Raw genomic sequence first — 16,967 nt, 5'->3', positions numbered from 1 at the left:
AACCGCGCCTCGGCGGCGCGGCGTATCAGTTGTGAGGTGCGCCTCACTTTTGTGCAACACGCCTGGCGGGACGGTGTATCGACGTCATCTTTTGTATCAAAGACGCGTGTAAGATACGCCGCACTTAGCCAGGGATGCTCACCATGTTCGATTCGTTCAAAGCGATCAGCCGCCGTATTCTCGGTGCGTTATTGACTGTGGTGGGGGCCGTCTTTGGCCAGTGGCATCCGCCGGTCTGGCTGCGTGCCGTGGGCCGTGGGCTGGCTAACCTGGGCAGCCAAGCCCGCGCTTATCCACGTCAAACCGGTGCCGGCGTAGTAGGCCTGGCGTTGCTGACGGCCGCTGGTTTCTATGGCTGGCACTGGTATTCCAACCTGCCGCAACCACATACCGCGAGCTATTCGCTGCACAAACCGAACCTCACCGACTACACCCAGCCCACGCCGGTTGTGGATAACTTGCAGGTGCGCTTCGGCGAATCCGTGGCCCCGCTGGCGGCCATCGGCAAGCCGGTCACTGAGGGTATCACCCTGAAACCTGCGGTCGCAGGCACCTGGCGCTGGGCGGACGACCGCAGCCTGTTGTTCGTCCCGGAAAAAGACTGGCCCATCGACGCCCATTACACCCTCGACCTGGCGAAGAAAAACCTGCTGGCCGATGGCGTGTTGCTGGACCAATACAGCACGCAGTTTTCCACCCAACCGTTCCGCGCCACCCTGGCGCAAAACGAGCTGTATCAGGACCCGTCCAACCCGACGCTGAAACAGCTGGTGGCGACCTTCCATTTTTCCCACCCGGTGGATGAAGACACCCTACGCAAGCGGGTGAGCGTGACCCTCGGCAAAGGCCTGGCCTACCGCGACGCCCAGTTGCCCAACCGCCCGGAAATTACCTTCGACGAGAAGAAACTCAACGCCTACGTACGCTCCGCCGCCCTGGCCACGCCACTGGAAAGCACGCCGGTCAACGCCCGGCTCGACGAAGGCATCAAGGCCCGCGACGGCGGCAACGCCAGCACTGCGCCGCTGGTGGCGGAAGTCACCGTGCCCGGTCGCTATCGCCTGACCTTCACCGGGGCCGAAGTCAGCTTTGTCGACAACCAACGTGGTGAGCCGGAGCCCGTGCTGATGTTCAGCAGTTCCAGCGCCGTGGCCGATGAGACCATCGCTGGCAAAGTACAGGCCTGGCTCCTGCCGGAAAAAGCCCAGGACGACACGCGCCCCTATAGCAGCAACGACATCGATGACGCCCTGCTCGCCCGCAGCACCAAGGTCAACCTGACCCACGTGCCCAGCGTCGAGCCGCTGAACACCCTGCACGCCTTCAAATTCAAGGCCCCGGCCGGTCGCGCCCTGTATGTGCGAGTGCCCGCCAACCTGGAAGCCATCGGCGGCTACCTGGCAAAAAATCCTACGGCGTCGCTGATCAGCATGCCGGCGTATCCGCGTACCTTGCAGTTCCTGTCCGACGGCGCCTTGCTCAGCCTCAACGGCGAAAAACGCCTGGGCTTCATGGCCCGTGGCGTGCCCGGCGCCCATGTGGAAATCGCCCGCCTGCTGCCCAACCAATTGCAACACCTGGTGGACCAGAGCAGCGGCAGCTTTGCCCGGCCGAATTTCGGCAATGAGTATTTCGATCGCATGGTCGAGCGTCAGGCGTTGGATATCCCGCTGTCCTCCAATGACCCGGCGAAAACCGTCTACGACAATGTCGACCTCAGCCACTACCTCACCGCCAACGGCGGTCGGCGCGGCATTTTCGTGCTCAAGCTCAGCCCCCAGGACGACCCGGCCACGCGCACATTCGAGTACGAGCGCAGCAGCACCAGCGACCTGCGTTTCATCGTGGTGACAGACCTGGGCATCATCGCCAAGCGTTCCAGTGATGGCAGCCATGACGTGTACGTGCAATCCATCGGCAATGGTTCACCAATGTCCGACGCGCAAGTCGACATCATCGGGCGTAACGGTTTGCCGGTGAGCAGTGGCCGCACCGACGCCGAAGGCCACGCGCACTTCGCCAAGCTGGATGAACTGCGTCGTGAGAAAACGCCATTGATGTATGTGGTCACCCGCGGCAATGACCAGTCGTTCCTGCCGATCGCCCGCCAGTCCCAGCAGTTGGATTTGTCGCGTTTCGACGTAGGCGGCCTGGAAGAAGACGGTGCGAGTGATCGTCTCAGCGCCTACCTGTTTACTGACCGCGGCCTGTACCGGCCCGGTGAAACCGCGCACCTGGGCATGATCGTGCGCAGTGGCAACTGGAAGGGCATGCTGCAAGGCCTGCCGGTGGAGCTGCAAATCACCGACCCGCGTGGGCTGGAGGTGATTCGCCAGCCGTTGAAACTGTCCGCCAGCGGCTTTGAAACCTTTGATTTCCCCAGCAGCGAAGTCGCCCCCGCCGGGGAGTACACCGCGACCTTGCAGTTGATCGGCCAGAAGCAGACGCGCACCGACCTGGGCAGCGTGAACTTCAAGGTCCGCGACTTCGAGCCGGACCGCATGAAAGTCAGCCTGAGCCTGCATGACACACCGGTGCAGGGCTGGATTGCACCGGACCAAGTGGTGGCCAAGGTCACCGCCATGCACCTGTTCGGCGCTCCGGCTGCGGGCCGTCGTGTCACCGCGAAGATGTCCCTGAGCCCGACGCTCGCGGCATTTGATCGCTACCCGGACTACCGTTTCCGCCTTAACGATTCCCTGGAAGACGCCACGACCGAAGATCTGGCCGAAACCACCGTCGACGACAACGGCCAGGCCGTGATCGACCTCAACCTGCAACGCTTTGCCAACAGCACCTATCGCTTGCAGGTGATGACCCAAGTGTTCGAGGCCGAAGGCGGTCGCAACGTGGCGGCGCAAAGTGCCCTGCTGGTGTCGTCCGCGCCCTACCTGGTGGGTGTGAAAAGTCAGGATTCGCTGTCTTACGTCGCCAAGGATGCACCGCGCCAGGTGCAATGGCTGGCCGTCGCGCCGGACCTGACACCACTGGCGGTGGACGGCCTGACCAGCGAAGTGGTCGAGCACCGTTACGTGTCGGTGCTGGTGAAACAGTCCAACGGCACCTACAAGTACGAGTCACGCATCAAGAACATCAGCCAGCCGGCGTCACCGTTGGTGATGACGAAAGAAGGCGCCAAGCAGACGCTTAACACGTCGACACCGGGCGATTTCACCCTGCAGTTGAAGGACGCCAACGGCAACCTGCTCAACCAGATCGACTACAGCGTGGCCGGGCGTGGCAACACCTCGCGCTCCCTGGAACGCAATGCCGAGCTGCAACTGCGCCTGGATAAACGCAGCTATGCCACCGGTGATGAAATCGCCATCAGCATCCGTGCCCCGTACACCGGCGCCGGCTTGATCACTATCGAACGGGACAAGGTCTACACCCAGCAGTGGTTCAAGGCCGACAGCACCAACAGCGTGCAACATATCCGTGTTCCCGCAGGGCTTGAGGGCAATGCCTACGTGAACGTGCAGTTTGTGCGCGACATGGGCTCGGCCGAGGTGTACATGAGCCCGCTGTCCTACGGCGTGGTGCCGTTCAGCATCAACCTGGATGCGCGGCGCATGGCCTTAAAGGTGGAGGGTCCGGCGAAGATCGAGCCGGGGCAGACGCTGGATATCAAGGTCAACGCTGATCGCCCGGGCCGCGCCGTGGTATACGCCGTCGATGAAGGCATCCTGCAAGTAGCGCGCTATCAGACACCGGATCCGCTGGGCTTCTTCTTCCAGAAGCGTGCGCTGGAAGTCGGCACCAGCCAGATCCTTGACCTGATCCTGCCGGAATTCAGCCGCCTGCTCAGTGGGGCGGCGCCCGGTGGCGATACGGAGGGCGCCCTGGCCAATCACCTCAACCCGTTCAAGCGTAAACACCAGCCGCCGGTGGCCTGGTGGTCCGGGCTGGTGGACTTGCCGGCCGGCGAAACCGTGCTGCATTACCAGGTGCCGGACAGCTTCAACGGCAAGCTGCACCTGTTTGCGGTGGCCGTGGACAGCGACAGCGTGGGTGTGAGCGAAGCCAGCACCGACGTACGCGGGCCGATCGTGATCACACCGAACGTGCCGGCCTTTGTGGCGCCGGGGGATGTGCTCAACGTCAGCGCCGGGGTGTTCAGCAACCTCGACGCAGCGGCGAACGTGAAGTTTGAAGTGCAGACCAGTGACGGTCTGGTGGTGCAAGGCGATAAGGGCAGCACACTGTCCCTGCAACCGCGCAAGGAAGGCACGGCCGAGTTCAAGATCAAGGTCGGCGACACCCTTGGTTCGGCGGATTTGCGCTTTGTCGCGGTGTTGCCGGATGGCAAGCGCATCCAGGTCGCCGAAACCACCTCGATCCGCCCGCTGAGCGAACATCGCGTCGCCCTGAGCCTGGGTCGCTTCGACAGCGCCAGCAAAGAGCTGAAACCGACCCGCGAACTGTTCAGCCAACTGCGCGATGTGCAACTGGGCGTGGCCGCCTCGCCGCTGGTGTGGGCCAACGGCCTCAAGCATTACCTGGACGACTACGGCTACGCCTGCACCGAGCAACTGGTGTCCAAGGCCATGCCGGCATTGATCTGGGGCGGCAATGCACCTGAAGCCGAGCAAGCGTTCGGCAGTGCAGTACGCATGCTGCGCCAGCGTCAGAACCAGGCCGGTGGCTTTGGCTTGTGGGCGGCCAACCCGGATGTGGCGCCCTACGCCAGCCTCTACGCCACCGACTTTCTGATCGAAGCCAAGGAGCGCGGGCTGCCAGTGCCGGAAGACCTGCTGGTGCGCTCGAATGCGTACCTGACCGATCTGGCCAATGGTCCCAGCGAAGGCCTGTCGGAATTGCGCAACCGCGCCTACGCCAGTTACCTGCTGAGCCGTCAGGGGATTCTGGTGAGTGGTGCACTGAGCGATATCCGCGAGCGCTACGAAAGCTACTTCAAGGACACCTGGCAGAACGACCTGGGCGCCGCTTACCTGGCAGCCAGCTACAAGCTGCTCAAGCAGGATCGCCAGGCCGATACCCTGTTCCGCAAGGTGCCATGGCGCGCCCTTGTGGATAAGTGGGACAGCGACGGCCTGTATTACGACCCGCTGGTGCACGACGCCGAACACCTGCATCTATTGGCACGACACTTCCCGGAGCTGATGGACGATGTGCCTACAGCGCTGTTGGATAAACTCGGCAAACGTCTCAACGAACAGCGCTATAACTCGCTGTCGGCGGCCCTGTTGCTGCGTGCCCTGGACAACTACGGCCAGCGTGCGCAAAGCGACATGACCCTCAAGGCCACCGCCTGGCTGGGTGACAAGCAACAGCAATTGCTGGAGATGGCCGGCCAGCCGCCGCGCGCCGCCGTGCCGGGCAACACGCAAAAGCTGGTGATGGAAAAATCCGACGGCCCGGCCGCGTTCTACATGCTCAGCGAAGCCGGTTTCGACAAGGGCGCCAAGCTCAAGCCGATCAACAATGGCCTGGACATCATCCACGAATACCTCGACCTCAAGGGCGAGCCCGTGAGCAAGGTCGCGGTGGGTGATGAGTTCCTGGTGCGCCTGCGCCTGCGCGCTACCGACCGCGATCAGGTACAGCAAGTGGCCGTGGTCGACCTGCTGCCGGGTGGCGTCGAGCCTGTGTATAACTTGCCGCCGGAGCCGGAAGCCGCCAGCACGGAGGAAAACGAGGGCGAAGAGTCCGAGTACGTGGAAGCAGACAGCCAGGAAGAGCAGAGCTGGCAAGCCCCCATCGGCGAAACCGAGCTGAGCAACTGGCAGCCGGACTACGTGGATGTGCGTGATGATCGCGTGGTGTTGTACGGTACCGCGCTGCGTGATGTCGGCACGTTCGTCTACCGTGTGCGCGCCACTAACGCCGGCACCTTCAACACGCCACCGGCCTATGCCGAAGGCATGTACGAAACCACCCTGCAAGGGCGCGGCAAAGTAGGCCAGCTTGAAATTACCAAGCCTTAAGCGCCTGGCGCCGCCGCTGCTCGTAGCGGCGGCGGTGCTGGTGGGCCTGCGGCTCTGGCCCCATGCCCCGCTGGCACAGGCTGTCAGCTCATCGCGGGTAGTGTTGGCCGACGATGGTTCACTGCTGCGCATGACGCTGGCGGATGACGGTCAATACCGCCTGTGGCTACCGCTGGAGCGGATCTCTCCTTCTCTGGTCCAAGCCTTGCTGCTCAAGGAAGACCGCAATTTCTACTGGCATCCGGGGATCAATCCCCCGGCGTTGCTGCGGGCGGCCATGGCCACCTACAGCGGTGGCCAGCGCCAGGGCGGCTCGACCTTGAGCATGCAACTGGCCCGGCGCCTGTGGGACCTGAACACCCGCCAGGTGCCGGGCAAGTTGCAGCAGATGGCGCTGGCGCTGTGGCTGGAGGCACGCTACAGCAAGCACGATATCCTTGAGGCCTACCTGAACCTGGCGCCCATGGGCGGCAATATCGAAGGGGCTGAAGCCGCAAGCCGTATCTACTTCGGCAAGTCGGCGACGCAGCTGTCGCTGTCCGAAGCGCTGGCGCTGGCGGTGATTCCGCAACAGCCGGGGCGGCGGGCGCGCTTCGGGCCCTCACTGCAAGATGCGCGACTGCGCTTGATGGCGGACTGGCGCCAGACTTATCCACAGGACCCGCGCAACGACAGCCTGCTCGATTTGCCTTTGGAAGCGCGCAACCGCCAGCAGATCCCGTTCCTCGCCCCGCACCTGAGTGAACAGCTGCTGGCTTCCCAAGCCGGCAATGAATTGAACAGCACCCTCAACCTGCCGTTGCAGCAATTGCTCGAACGCCTGATTACCGGGTTTATCGCCGAGCGGCGCAGCACAGGGGTGGAAAACGCCACGGCGATCCTGATCGACAGCCGTGACCAGAGCGTCAAGGCACTGGTGGGCTCGGCGGATTACTTATCCACAAACCTGCACGGTCAGGTGAATGGCGTGCTGTCGCAACGCTCGCCGGGGTCGACGCTCAAACCCTTTCTATACGGGCTGGCGCTGGACCAGGGGGTCATCCACCCCATGAGCATCCTTAAAGACTTGCCCAGTAACTTCGGCTACTTCCAACCGGAAAACTTCGACGGCAGTTTTGTCGGCCCGCTGACAGCGCGAGATGCGTTGATCCGCAGTCGGAACATCCCGGCGGTGTGGCTCGCCAGCCAAGTGAAGTCCCCGTCTCTATACGGATTGCTGCAACGCGCCGGCATCAAAGGCCTGCGCGACGAGAGCCACTACGGCCTGGCCCTGGCCCTCGGTGGCGGCGAGATGACCCCGGAAGAACTGGCGCGGTTGTATGTGATGCTGGCCGGTGACGGGCACCTGCGCCCGTTGCGCTATTTGCAGGAACAGCCGCAATCCACCGGCGCGCCGTTGCTCACGCCCCAGGCCGCGTTCATGGTGCGCGACATGCTGCGTCGCAACCCACGCCCGGATGGCCTGCCCGGCCGCCACTGGCGCACCGCCTGGAAGACCGGCACCTCCTGGGGCTTTCACGATGCCTGGAGCGCGGGGCTGGTCGGCCCTTACGTGCTGGTGGTGTGGGTGGGTAACTTCGATGGCCGCCCGAACCCGGCGTTTATCGGGGCCAAGACCGCTGCGCCGCTGTTCTTCCGCATCGCCGACGCCCTGCCCCTGGCCTTGCCCAACACCGTCATCAAGCCTGACAAACCGCCCGCCGGGCTGGTGCGCATCGACGTCTGCGCCGCGTCCGGCGAGCTGCCCAACCGTTGGTGCCTGCAAACCCGCAAGACCTGGTACATCCCCGGTGTCTCGCCGATTCGCGTGTCGAACCTGCACCGCCCGGTGCTGATCGACACCCGCACCGGCAAGGCCGCCTGCCCGCCGTTCGATCCGCAGTACACCCGCGAAGAAGTCTTCGAATTCTGGCCCAGCGACGTGCAACGCCTGTACCGCGCCGCCGGCCTGCCCCGGCGCACGCCGCCCAGTGTGATGAAAAACTGCCAGCCCAACCGCCTGAGTGACCAGAGTGAAGCGCCGCAGATCCGCTCGCCACTGACCCAGGTGAGCTACCAGTTGCGCTTGTCTCAACCCCAGGAAAGCATCCCGCTGAATGCCAATGCGGCCAGCGATGCGGCGACGCTGTATTGGTTTGCTGATCAAACCTTGATCGGCCAGGGTTCGCCGCAGACCACGCTGAACTGGCGGCCGGGCAAGTCGGGGGAGTATCGGTTGCGGGTCAGTGATGATCAGGGGCGCAGTGCGAGCCGGGGGTTGAAGGTGGAGTTTGTACCTTAGGGGGACTGCCGCACTTAACGTAGTTTGATTCCCCTCTTCCCCGAGTTGATGCTGGAGACCCTATCGGGCCTCCAGGGTGTGGCGGGTTACTCCACCGTCACCGACTTCGCCAGGTTACGCGGCTGGTCCACGTCGGTGCCTTTAAGCACGGCCACGTAGTACGACAGCAATTGCAGTGGGATGGTGTAGAGAATCGGCGACAGGGTGTCGTGGATGTGCGGCATGTTGATGACATGGGTGCCTTCACCGTTGGTCATGCCGGCTTTTTCGTCGGCGAACACCACCAGTTGGCCGCCACGGGCGCGAACTTCCTGCAGGTTGGACTTGAGCTTCTCCAGCAGTTCGTTGTTCGGCGCCACGGTGACCACGGGCATGTCGTCATCCACCAGGGCCAATGGACCATGCTTGAGCTCACCGGCCGGGTAGGCTTCGGCGTGGATGTACGAGATTTCCTTGAGCTTGAGCGAGCCTTCCATCGCCACCGGGTATTGCGCGCCACGGCCGAGGAACAGGGTGTGGTTCTTGTCGGCGAACAGCTCGGCGACTTTTTCCACGGTGCTGTCCATGGCCAGGGCTTCACCCAGGCGGGTTGGCAGGCGGCGCAGTTCTTCGACCAGGGTGGATTCGACGCCTTCGGCGAGGGTGCCGCGAACCTGGCCCAGGGACAGGGTCAGCAACAGCAGGCCAACCAGCTGGGTGGTGAAGGCTTTGGTGGACGCCACGCCGATCTCACGACCGGCCTGGGTCAGCAGGGTCAGGTCGGATTCACGCACCAGCGAGCTGATGCTGACGTTGCAGATGGCCAGGCTGGCGAGGAAGCCCAGCTCTTTGGCATTGCGCAGCGCGGCCAGGGTGTCGGCGGTTTCACCGGACTGGGAGATGGTCACGAACAGGGTGTCAGGCTGCACCACCACTTTGCGGTAGCGGAACTCGCTGGCAACTTCCACTTGGCACGGGATGCCGGCCAGTTCTTCGAGCCAGTAACGGGCAACCATACCGGCGTGGTAGCTGGTGCCGCAGGCGACGATTTGCACGTTGCGCACTTTGGCGAACAGCTCGGCAGCTTGTGGGCCGAAGGCATTGACCAATACCTGGTGCTGGCTCAGGCGACCTTCGAGGGTGCGTTGCACCACTGCGGGTTGCTCGTGGATTTCCTTGAGCATGAAGTGGCGGTACTCGCCCTTGTCGGCCGCTTCGGCACCGTCGCGGTATTGCACGGCTTCGCGCTCGACGGACTGACCGTTGACGTCCCAGATCTGCACGCTTTCACGGCGGATATCAGCAATATCGCCTTCTTCCAGGTACATGAAGCGGTCGGTGACCTGGCGTAGCGCCAGTTGGTCGGAGGCGAGGAAGTTCTCGCCCAGGCCCAGGCCGATCACCAGCGGGCTGCCACTGCGCGCGGCAACCACGCGGTCGGGCTGGCTGGCGCTGACCACGGCAAGGCCATAGGCGCCGTGCAGTTCCTTGACCGTGGCCTTGAGGGCAACCGTCAGGTCACCAAGGTCCTTGAGCTTGTGGTTGAGCAGGTGGGCAATGACTTCGGTGTCGGTGTCCGAGGTAAATACGTAGCCCAGGCCCTTGAGTTGTTCGCGCAGTACTTCGTGGTTTTCGATAATGCCGTTGTGGACCACGGCCAGGTCGCCGGAGAAATGCGGGTGGGCATTGCGTTCGCACGGTGCACCGTGGGTCGCCCAGCGGGTGTGGGCAATGCCCAGACGGCCTACCAGCGGCTCGCCAAGCAGCGCTTGCTCCAGCTCGCTGACCTTGCCCGGGCGGCGCATGCGCTCAAGTTTGCCGGCATTGGTGAAGACGGCCACACCGGCGCTGTCATAGCCACGGTATTCAAGGCGCTTGAGGCCTTCGAGCAGGATGGGAGTGATGTTGCGTTCAGCGACTGCGCCTACGATGCCACACATGGTGTTTCTCCTAGATGATTGCCGCGCATATCAGCGTAATGCCGCGGGCTTGGATCTGGTCGCGGGCCTCGAGCGGCAGGCGATCATCGGTGATAAGGGTATGGACACTGCTCCACGGCAGTTCCAGGTTGGGAATCTTGCGGCCGATCTTGTCGGACTCGACCATCACCACCACTTCACGGGCGACCTCGGCCATGACGCGGCTCAGGCCCAGCAATTCGTTGAAGGTGGTGGTGCCGCGCTCCAGGTCGATGCCATCAGCCCCAATGAAAAGCTGGTCGAAGTCGTAGGAACGCAGTACTTGCTCGGCGACCTGGCCCTGGAACGAGTCCGAATGCGGGTCCCAGGTGCCGCCGGTCATCAGCAGCACCGGCTCGTGTTCCAGTTCGCTCAAGGCGCTGGCCACGTGCAGGGAGTTGGTCATCACCACCAGGCCGGGCTGGTGGCCCAGTTCAGGGATCATCGCGGCGGTAGTGCTGCCGCTGTCGATAATGATGCGGGCGTGTTCGCGCAGGCGCATCACAGCCGCACGGGCGATGGCGCGCTTGTACACCGAGATGGGTTGGGTGGCGTCGCCCACCAGTTCCTGGGGCATGGTGATCGCGCCGCCGTAGCGACGCAGCAGCAGGCCGTTGCTTTCCAGGGCAGCCAGATCTTTACGGATCGTAACTTCCGACGTTTCGAAACGCTTGGCCAACTCGTCCACGCTGACTTCGCCCTGTTCATTGAGCAAGGTCAGGATGTTGTGGCGTCGTTGGGGTGTATTTCGTTTCGACATGGTAATGACAAGTTTCGTTTCGAAAGATAACGAAGGCAATCAAAACCTATTGGCGAAAGGTCGTCAAGCGGGACGCAGCAAATTTTTATACGACACAGAGCAAATGTGGGAGAGGGCTTGCCCCCGATTGATGTCTATCAGCTACAAGGATGTTGGCTGAGAGTCTGCAATCGGGGGCAAGCCCCCTCCCACATTGAATACTTGTCGCTGAGGAGACTGTGGATAACTCAGGTCTTTTTGATTTTGACCGGGCGTTCCCAGCCGTCGATGTTGCGTTGACGGGCGCGGGCTACTGCCAGTTGAGACTTATCCACATCCTGGTTGATGGTTGAGCCGGCGGCTGTGCTGGCGCCATCGTCGAGGGTGACCGGGGCCACCAACGAATTATTGGAACCGATAAACACGTCCGCCCCAATGGTGGTCTGGTGCTTATTGGCGCCGTCATAGTTACACGTGATGGTGCCCGCGCCGATGTTGGTTCGCGCGCCTACGGTGGCGTCACCCAAGTAGGTCAAGTGGCCGACTTTGGCTTCGGCGTCCAACTTGGCGTTCTTCAATTCGACAAAGTTGCCCACATGGGCCTTGGCGCCCAGCACGCTACCTGGACGCAACCGCGCAAACGGGCCAGCGTCACTGCCCTCGCCCATCACGGCACCGTCGATATGAGTGTTGGCCTTGATCACCACGCCCTTGCGCAGGGTGCTGTCCTTGATCACGCAGTTCGGGCCGATCACCACGTCATCTTCGATGACCACACGGCCTTCGAGGATCACGTTGATATCGATCAGCACGTCGCGGCCGACGGTGACCTCACCCCGTACATCGAAGCGTGCCGGGTCGCGCAGGGTCACGCCCTGCGCCATCAGGCGGCGGCCTTCGCGCAGTTGGTAATGACGCTCCAGCTCGGCCAGTTGCTTGCGGTCGTTTGCACCCTGCACCTCCATCGGGTCATGGGGTTGCTCGGTGGCGACCAGCAGGCCATCGCTCACGGCCATTTCAATGACGTCAGTGAGGTAGTACTCGCCCTGGGCGTTGTTGTTGGACAGGCGGCTCATCCAGTCGGCGAGCTTGTTGGCAGGCACTGCCAGGATCCCTGTATTGCCTTCGGTAATGGCGCGCTGGGCTTCGCTGGCATCCTTGTGCTCAACGATAGCGGCAACCTTGCCATCGGCGTTGCGCACAATGCGCCCGTAGCCGGTGGGGTCTTCCAGTTCAACGGTCAACAGGCCCATCTGGCCTGGGACTACATGCTTGAGCAGGCGTTGCAGCGTTTCGACTTCGATCAGCGGCACGTCGCCATACAGGATCAGCACGGTGTCCGCCGTGATGAAGGGCACGGCCTGCGCGGTGGCGTGGCCGGTACCGAGTTGCTTGTCTTGTAGAACGAAATTCAAGTCGTCTGCGGCGAGACGCTCACGCACCACATCGGCACCGTGACCGATCACTACGTGAATGCGCTGGGGGTCCAGTTGCCGGGCGCTGTGGATAACATGGCCCAGCATGGAATTGCCGGCAACCGGGTGCAACACCTTGGGCAGGGCCGAACGCATGCGGGTGCCCTGGCCTGCGGCGAGAATAACGATTTCAAGAGACATGAGTGGCTACCAATCCTGGGCGGTCCGGCTTCAGACCAGAGAAGTGTTTTGCTGAAAAAGAAAAAGGGTAGCCGAGGCTACCCTTTTTAATCAATCGCGCATGATGTACGACGGCTAGGCCGCTTACTTCTTACGCAACTGCTGGAGCGTGCGCAGCTGGGCTGCAGCCTCGGCCAGACGTACAGCAGCAGCGCTGTAGTCGAAGTCCGCACCCTTTTCGTTCAGGGCCTTCTCGGCAGCCTTGACGGCTTCCTGAGCGGAGGCTTCATCCAGGTCGCCAGCACGTTGCACGGTGTCGGCAAGTACCTTGACCATGTTCGGCTGAACCTCGAGGAAACCACCAGAGATGTAAAACACCTCCTTTTCCCCGCCCTGCTTGGTCAGCGTGATCGGACCTGGCTTCAAGCTGGTGATCAACGGCGCGTGGCCCATGGCAATACCAAGGTCACCGAGTTCGCCGTGTGCAATCACCATCTCTACCAGACCGGAGAAGATTTCCCCTTCCGCGCTGACGATATCGCAATGGACTGTCATAGCCATCTGATTGCCTCAACCTGATGAGCGCCCGTTTCCGGGCGCCTGGATTACAGTTTCTTGGCTTTCTCGATCGCTTCTTCGATGCCGCCGACCATGTAGAACGCTTGTTCTGGCAGGTGGTCGTAGTCACCGTTGAGGATGCCTTTGAAGCCAGCAATGGTGTCTTTCAGGGAAACGTATTTACCCGATGCACCGGTGAAGACTTCAGCCACGAAGAACGGCTGCGACAAGAAGCGCTGGATCTTACGAGCGCGGGATACCAACTGCTTATCGGTTTCCGACAGCTCGTCCATACCCAGGATCGCAATGATGTCCTTCAGCTCTTTGTAACGCTGCAGCACGTACTGAACGCCGCGAGCAGTGTCGTAGTGCTCCTGGCCGATCACGTTCGGGTCCAGCTGGCGCGAAGTCGAGTCGAGTGGATCGACCGCTGGGTAGATACCCAGGGAAGCGATGTCACGGGACAGTACGACGGTGGCGTCCAAGTGGGCGAAGGTGGTCGCTGGCGACGGGTCGGTCAAGTCATCCGCAGGTACGTATACCGCTTGGATCGAAGTGATCGAACCTTCCTTGGTCGAAGTGATACGTTCTTGCAGAACGCCCATCTCTTCAGCCAGGGTCGGCTGGTAACCTACTGCCGAAGGCATACGGCCCAGCAGTGCGGATACTTCAGTACCGGCCAGGGTGTAACGGTAGATGTTGTCGACGAACAGCAGAACGTCGTTACCTTCGTCACGGAACTTCTCGGCCATGGTCAGGCCAGTCAGTGCTACGCGCAGACGGTTTCCCGGCGGCTCGTTCATCTGACCGTAAACCAGTGCCACTTTGTCCAGAACGTTGGAGTCCTTCATCTCGTGGTAGAAGTCGTTACCCTCACGAGTACGCTCACCCACACCGGCGAACACGGAATAACCGCTGTGCTCGATGGCGATGTTACGGATCAGTTCCATCATGTTTACGGTCTTGCCTACACCGGCACCACCGAACAGACCCACTTTACCGCCCTTGGCGAACGGGCAAACCAGGTCGATAACCTTGATGCCGGTTTCCAGCAGGTCGTTGCCGCCAGCTTGTTCGGCGAACGAAGGTGCTGGACGGTGAATGCCCCAGCGCTCTTCGGTGTCGATAGGGCCAGCTTCGTCAATCGGGTTGCCCAGTACGTCCATGATCCGGCCCAGGGTCGCTTTACCGACCGGTACGGAGATGGCAGCGCCAGTGTCGACAACGTCCAGACCGCGCTTCAAGCCTTCGGTGGAACCCATCGCAATGGTACGAACTACGCCGTCGCCCAGCTGCTGCTGAACTTCCAGAGTAGTTTCCGCGCCTTGTACTTTCAGCGCGTTGTAGATGCTCGGTACGCTGTCGCGTGGAAATTCCACGTCGATAACGGCGCCGATGATTTGAACGATACGTCCGCTACTCATAGCTGGATCCTCTGAATATTTGAACCGTTAAACCGCGGCAGCGCCGCCGACGATTTCCGAGATCTCTTGGGTGATCGCAGCCTGACGCGCCTTGTTGTAGATCAGCTGCAAATCGCTGATCAGATCACCGGCGTTATCGGTAGCGTTTTTCATCGCGATCATCCGCGCCGCTTGTTCAGCTGCGTTGTTCTCGACCACCGCCTGGTACACCTGCGACTCCACGTAGCGCACCATCAAGCCGTCAAGCAGCTCTTTGGCGTCCGGTTCGTAGAGGTAGTCCCAGTGGTGCTTGAGTTCCTGATCCGGAGTCGCCACCAGTGGAATCAACTGCTCCACGGTTGGCTGCTGGGTCATGGTGTTGATGAACTTGTTGGATACCACGGACAGGCGGTCAATCCGGCCTTCCAGGTACGCATCCAGCATCACCTTCACACTGCCGATCAAATCATTGATCGACGGCTCTTCACCCAGGTGGCTGATAGCTGCAACGACGTTACCGCCGAAGTTGCGGAAAAAGGCCGCACCCTTGCTACCAACGACACACAGATCGATCTCGACGCCGTTTTCGCGGTTTACCGCCATGTCCTTGACCAGGGCCTTGAACAGGTTGGTATTCAGACCACCGCACAAACCACGGTCACTGCTCACAACCACATAACCCACACGCTTGACTGCGCGGTCGATCATGAACGGGTGGCGGTATTCCGGGTTGGCGTTGGCCAGATGCCCAATTACCTGGCGGATACGCTCCGCATAAGGACGGCTAGCAGCCATGCGCATTTGTGCCTTGCGCATTTTGCTGACCGCCACTTTTTCCATGGCGCTGGTAATTTTTTGCGTGCTTTTGATGCTCGCAATCTTACTGCGAATCTCTTTTGCGCCTGCCATGTAACACCTATCAGGTTAGCAAGCGGGAGCCTTGCGGCTCCCGCTGCGGCTTACCAGGTTTGGGTGGCCTTGAACTTCTCGATACCGGCTTTCATGCCAGCGTCGATATCGTCATTGAAGTCACCCTTCACGTTGATCTTCGCCATCAATTCGGCGTGATCGCGGTTGAAGTAAGCAATCAGCGCTTGTTCAAAGCTGCCGACCTTGGCGATTTCAACGTCGGTCAGGAACCCACGCTCAGCGGCATACAGCGACAACGCCATGTCAGCGATCGACATAGGGGCGTATTGCTTCTGCTTCATCAGCTCGGTAACGCGCTGACCATGCTCAAGTTGCTTACGGGTCGCTTCGTCCAGGTCAGAAGCGAACTGGGCGAATGCCGCCAGTTCACGGTACTGAGCCAGAGCGGTACGGATACCACCGGACAGCTTCTTGATGATCTTGGTCTGAGCGGCACCACCCACACGGGATACCGAAACACCGGCGTTCACTGCAGGGCGGATGCCCGAGTTGAACATGGCCGATTCCAGGAAGATCTGACCGTCGGTGATGGAAATCACGTTGGTCGGAACGAACGCGGAAACGTCGCCAGCCTGGGTTTCGATGATCGGCAGTGCGGTCAGGGAACCGGTTTTGCCGGTCACTGCGCCGTTGGTGAACTTCTCTACGTACTCTTCCGAAACGCGGGATGCGCGCTCCAGCAGACGGGAGTGGAGATAGAACACGTCGCCTGGGTAGGCTTCACGGCCTGGTGGACGGCGCAGCAGCAGGGAAATCTGGCGGTAAGCCACTGCTTGCTTGGACAGATCGTCATAAACGATCAGCGCGTCTTCACCGCGGTCGCGGAAGAATTCACCCATGGTGCAACCGGAGTACGGTGCCAGGAATTGCAGCGCAGGAGATTCCGAAGCACTGGCAGCCACGATGATCGTGTTGGCCAGGGCGCCGTTTTCTTCCAGCTTGCGAACCACGTTGGCAATGGTCGATTGTTTCTGACCGATAGCTACGTAGACGCAGAAAATGCCGCTGTTCTTCTGGTTGATGATCGCGTCGATCGCCAGAGCGGTCTTACCGATCTGACGGTCACCGATGATCAGCTCACGCTGGCCACGGCCGACTGGGATCATGGCATCGACAGCCTTGTAGCCAGTCTGTACAGGCTGGTCTACCGACTTACGCCAGATCACGCCTGGAGCAACTTTCTCGACCGCGTCGGTCTCGGTGTTGCCCAGTGGACCTTTACCGTCAACAGGGTTACCCAGTGCGTCGACTACGCGACCCAGCAGTTCCTTACCAACCGGAACTTCCAGGATGCGGCCTGTGCACTTGGCGCTCATGCCTTCAGCCAGACTGGTGTAAGCGCCCAATACAACGGCACCTACGGAGTCTTGCTCCAGGTTGAGGGCCATACCGTAGACGCCGCCCGGAAACTCGATCATCTCGCCGTACATGACGTCGGCCAGACCGTGAATCCGCACGATGCCGTCAGATACGCTGACGACAGTGCCTTCGTTACGGGCTTGGGAGGTCACATCGAGCTTGTCGATGCGGCCCTTGATAATTTCACTTATTTCGGAAGGATTGAGTTGCTGCATTG

The 16,967-nt window shown here is 61.3% G+C and carries 9 protein-coding genes; 2 read left to right on the top strand and 7 right to left on the bottom strand.

Annotated features, from left to right (window positions below; all coding sequences use genetic code 11):
- Positions 1-143: 143 nt before the first annotated feature.
- Both BM017_RS04490 and pbpC read left to right on the top strand, forming a co-directional pair.
- Positions 144-5,948 (top strand): MG2 domain-containing protein, encoded by a 5,805-nt coding sequence (locus tag BM017_RS04490; RefSeq protein ID WP_092241523.1) that lies wholly within the window; start codon positions 144-146, stop codon positions 5,946-5,948.
- Positions 5,929-8,229 carry a penicillin-binding protein 1C gene (gene pbpC, locus BM017_RS04485; protein ID WP_092241521.1) on the top strand — a complete coding sequence of 767 codons (2,301 nt, stop codon included), beginning with the start codon at positions 5,929-5,931 and terminating at the stop codon, positions 8,227-8,229. Before BM017_RS04490 ends, pbpC begins: the two co-directional genes overlap by 20 nt.
- Positions 8,230-8,315: 86 nt before the next feature.
- On the opposite strand, the gene glmS is transcribed toward pbpC, so the two are convergent.
- From glmS to atpA, 7 genes are all read right to left on the bottom strand, one after another.
- Positions 8,316-10,148, bottom strand: a complete 1,833-nt coding sequence (gene glmS, locus BM017_RS04480; protein ID WP_092241519.1) for a glutamine--fructose-6-phosphate transaminase (isomerizing) — start codon at positions 10,146-10,148, stop codon at positions 8,316-8,318.
- Between the two features lie 10 nt (positions 10,149-10,158).
- Positions 10,159-10,926 carry a DeoR/GlpR family DNA-binding transcription regulator gene (locus BM017_RS04475; protein WP_058424356.1) on the bottom strand — a complete coding sequence of 256 codons (768 nt, stop codon included), beginning with the start codon at positions 10,924-10,926 and terminating at the stop codon, positions 10,159-10,161.
- Between the two features lie 227 nt (positions 10,927-11,153).
- Positions 11,154-12,521, bottom strand: coding sequence for a bifunctional UDP-N-acetylglucosamine diphosphorylase/glucosamine-1-phosphate N-acetyltransferase GlmU (glmU, locus tag BM017_RS04470; RefSeq protein WP_092241517.1), 1,368 nt, complete (start codon positions 12,519-12,521; stop codon positions 11,154-11,156).
- Positions 12,522-12,644: 123 nt separating this feature from the next.
- A complete protein-coding gene (locus tag BM017_RS04465; RefSeq protein WP_058424358.1) occupies positions 12,645-13,061 on the bottom strand; it encodes a F0F1 ATP synthase subunit epsilon in 417 nt (138 codons plus the stop codon).
- 44 nt (positions 13,062-13,105) lie between these two features.
- Entirely contained in the window at positions 13,106-14,482 is a 1,377-nt protein-coding gene (gene atpD / locus BM017_RS04460) for a F0F1 ATP synthase subunit beta (RefSeq protein WP_015886645.1), read from the bottom strand.
- Between the two features lie 27 nt (positions 14,483-14,509).
- The gene (gene atpG / locus BM017_RS04455) at positions 14,510-15,370 is read right to left on the bottom strand and encodes a F0F1 ATP synthase subunit gamma (RefSeq protein ID WP_003233565.1); all 861 of its coding nucleotides are present in this window, start codon (positions 15,368-15,370) and stop codon (positions 14,510-14,512) included.
- A gap of 50 nt (positions 15,371-15,420) precedes the next feature.
- Positions 15,421-16,965 carry a F0F1 ATP synthase subunit alpha gene (gene atpA / locus BM017_RS04450; RefSeq protein ID WP_003177064.1) on the bottom strand — a complete coding sequence of 515 codons (1,545 nt, stop codon included), beginning with the start codon at positions 16,963-16,965 and terminating at the stop codon, positions 15,421-15,423.
- Positions 16,966-16,967 lie beyond the last annotated feature (2 nt).

The organism is Pseudomonas sp. NFPP04 (assembly GCF_900113815.1).
Lineage (GTDB): Bacteria > Pseudomonadota > Gammaproteobacteria > Pseudomonadales > Pseudomonadaceae > Aquipseudomonas > Aquipseudomonas extremorientalis.
The sequence above is the reverse complement of the archived record's forward strand: the minus strand, read 5'-3'. Positions and strand labels throughout refer to the sequence as shown.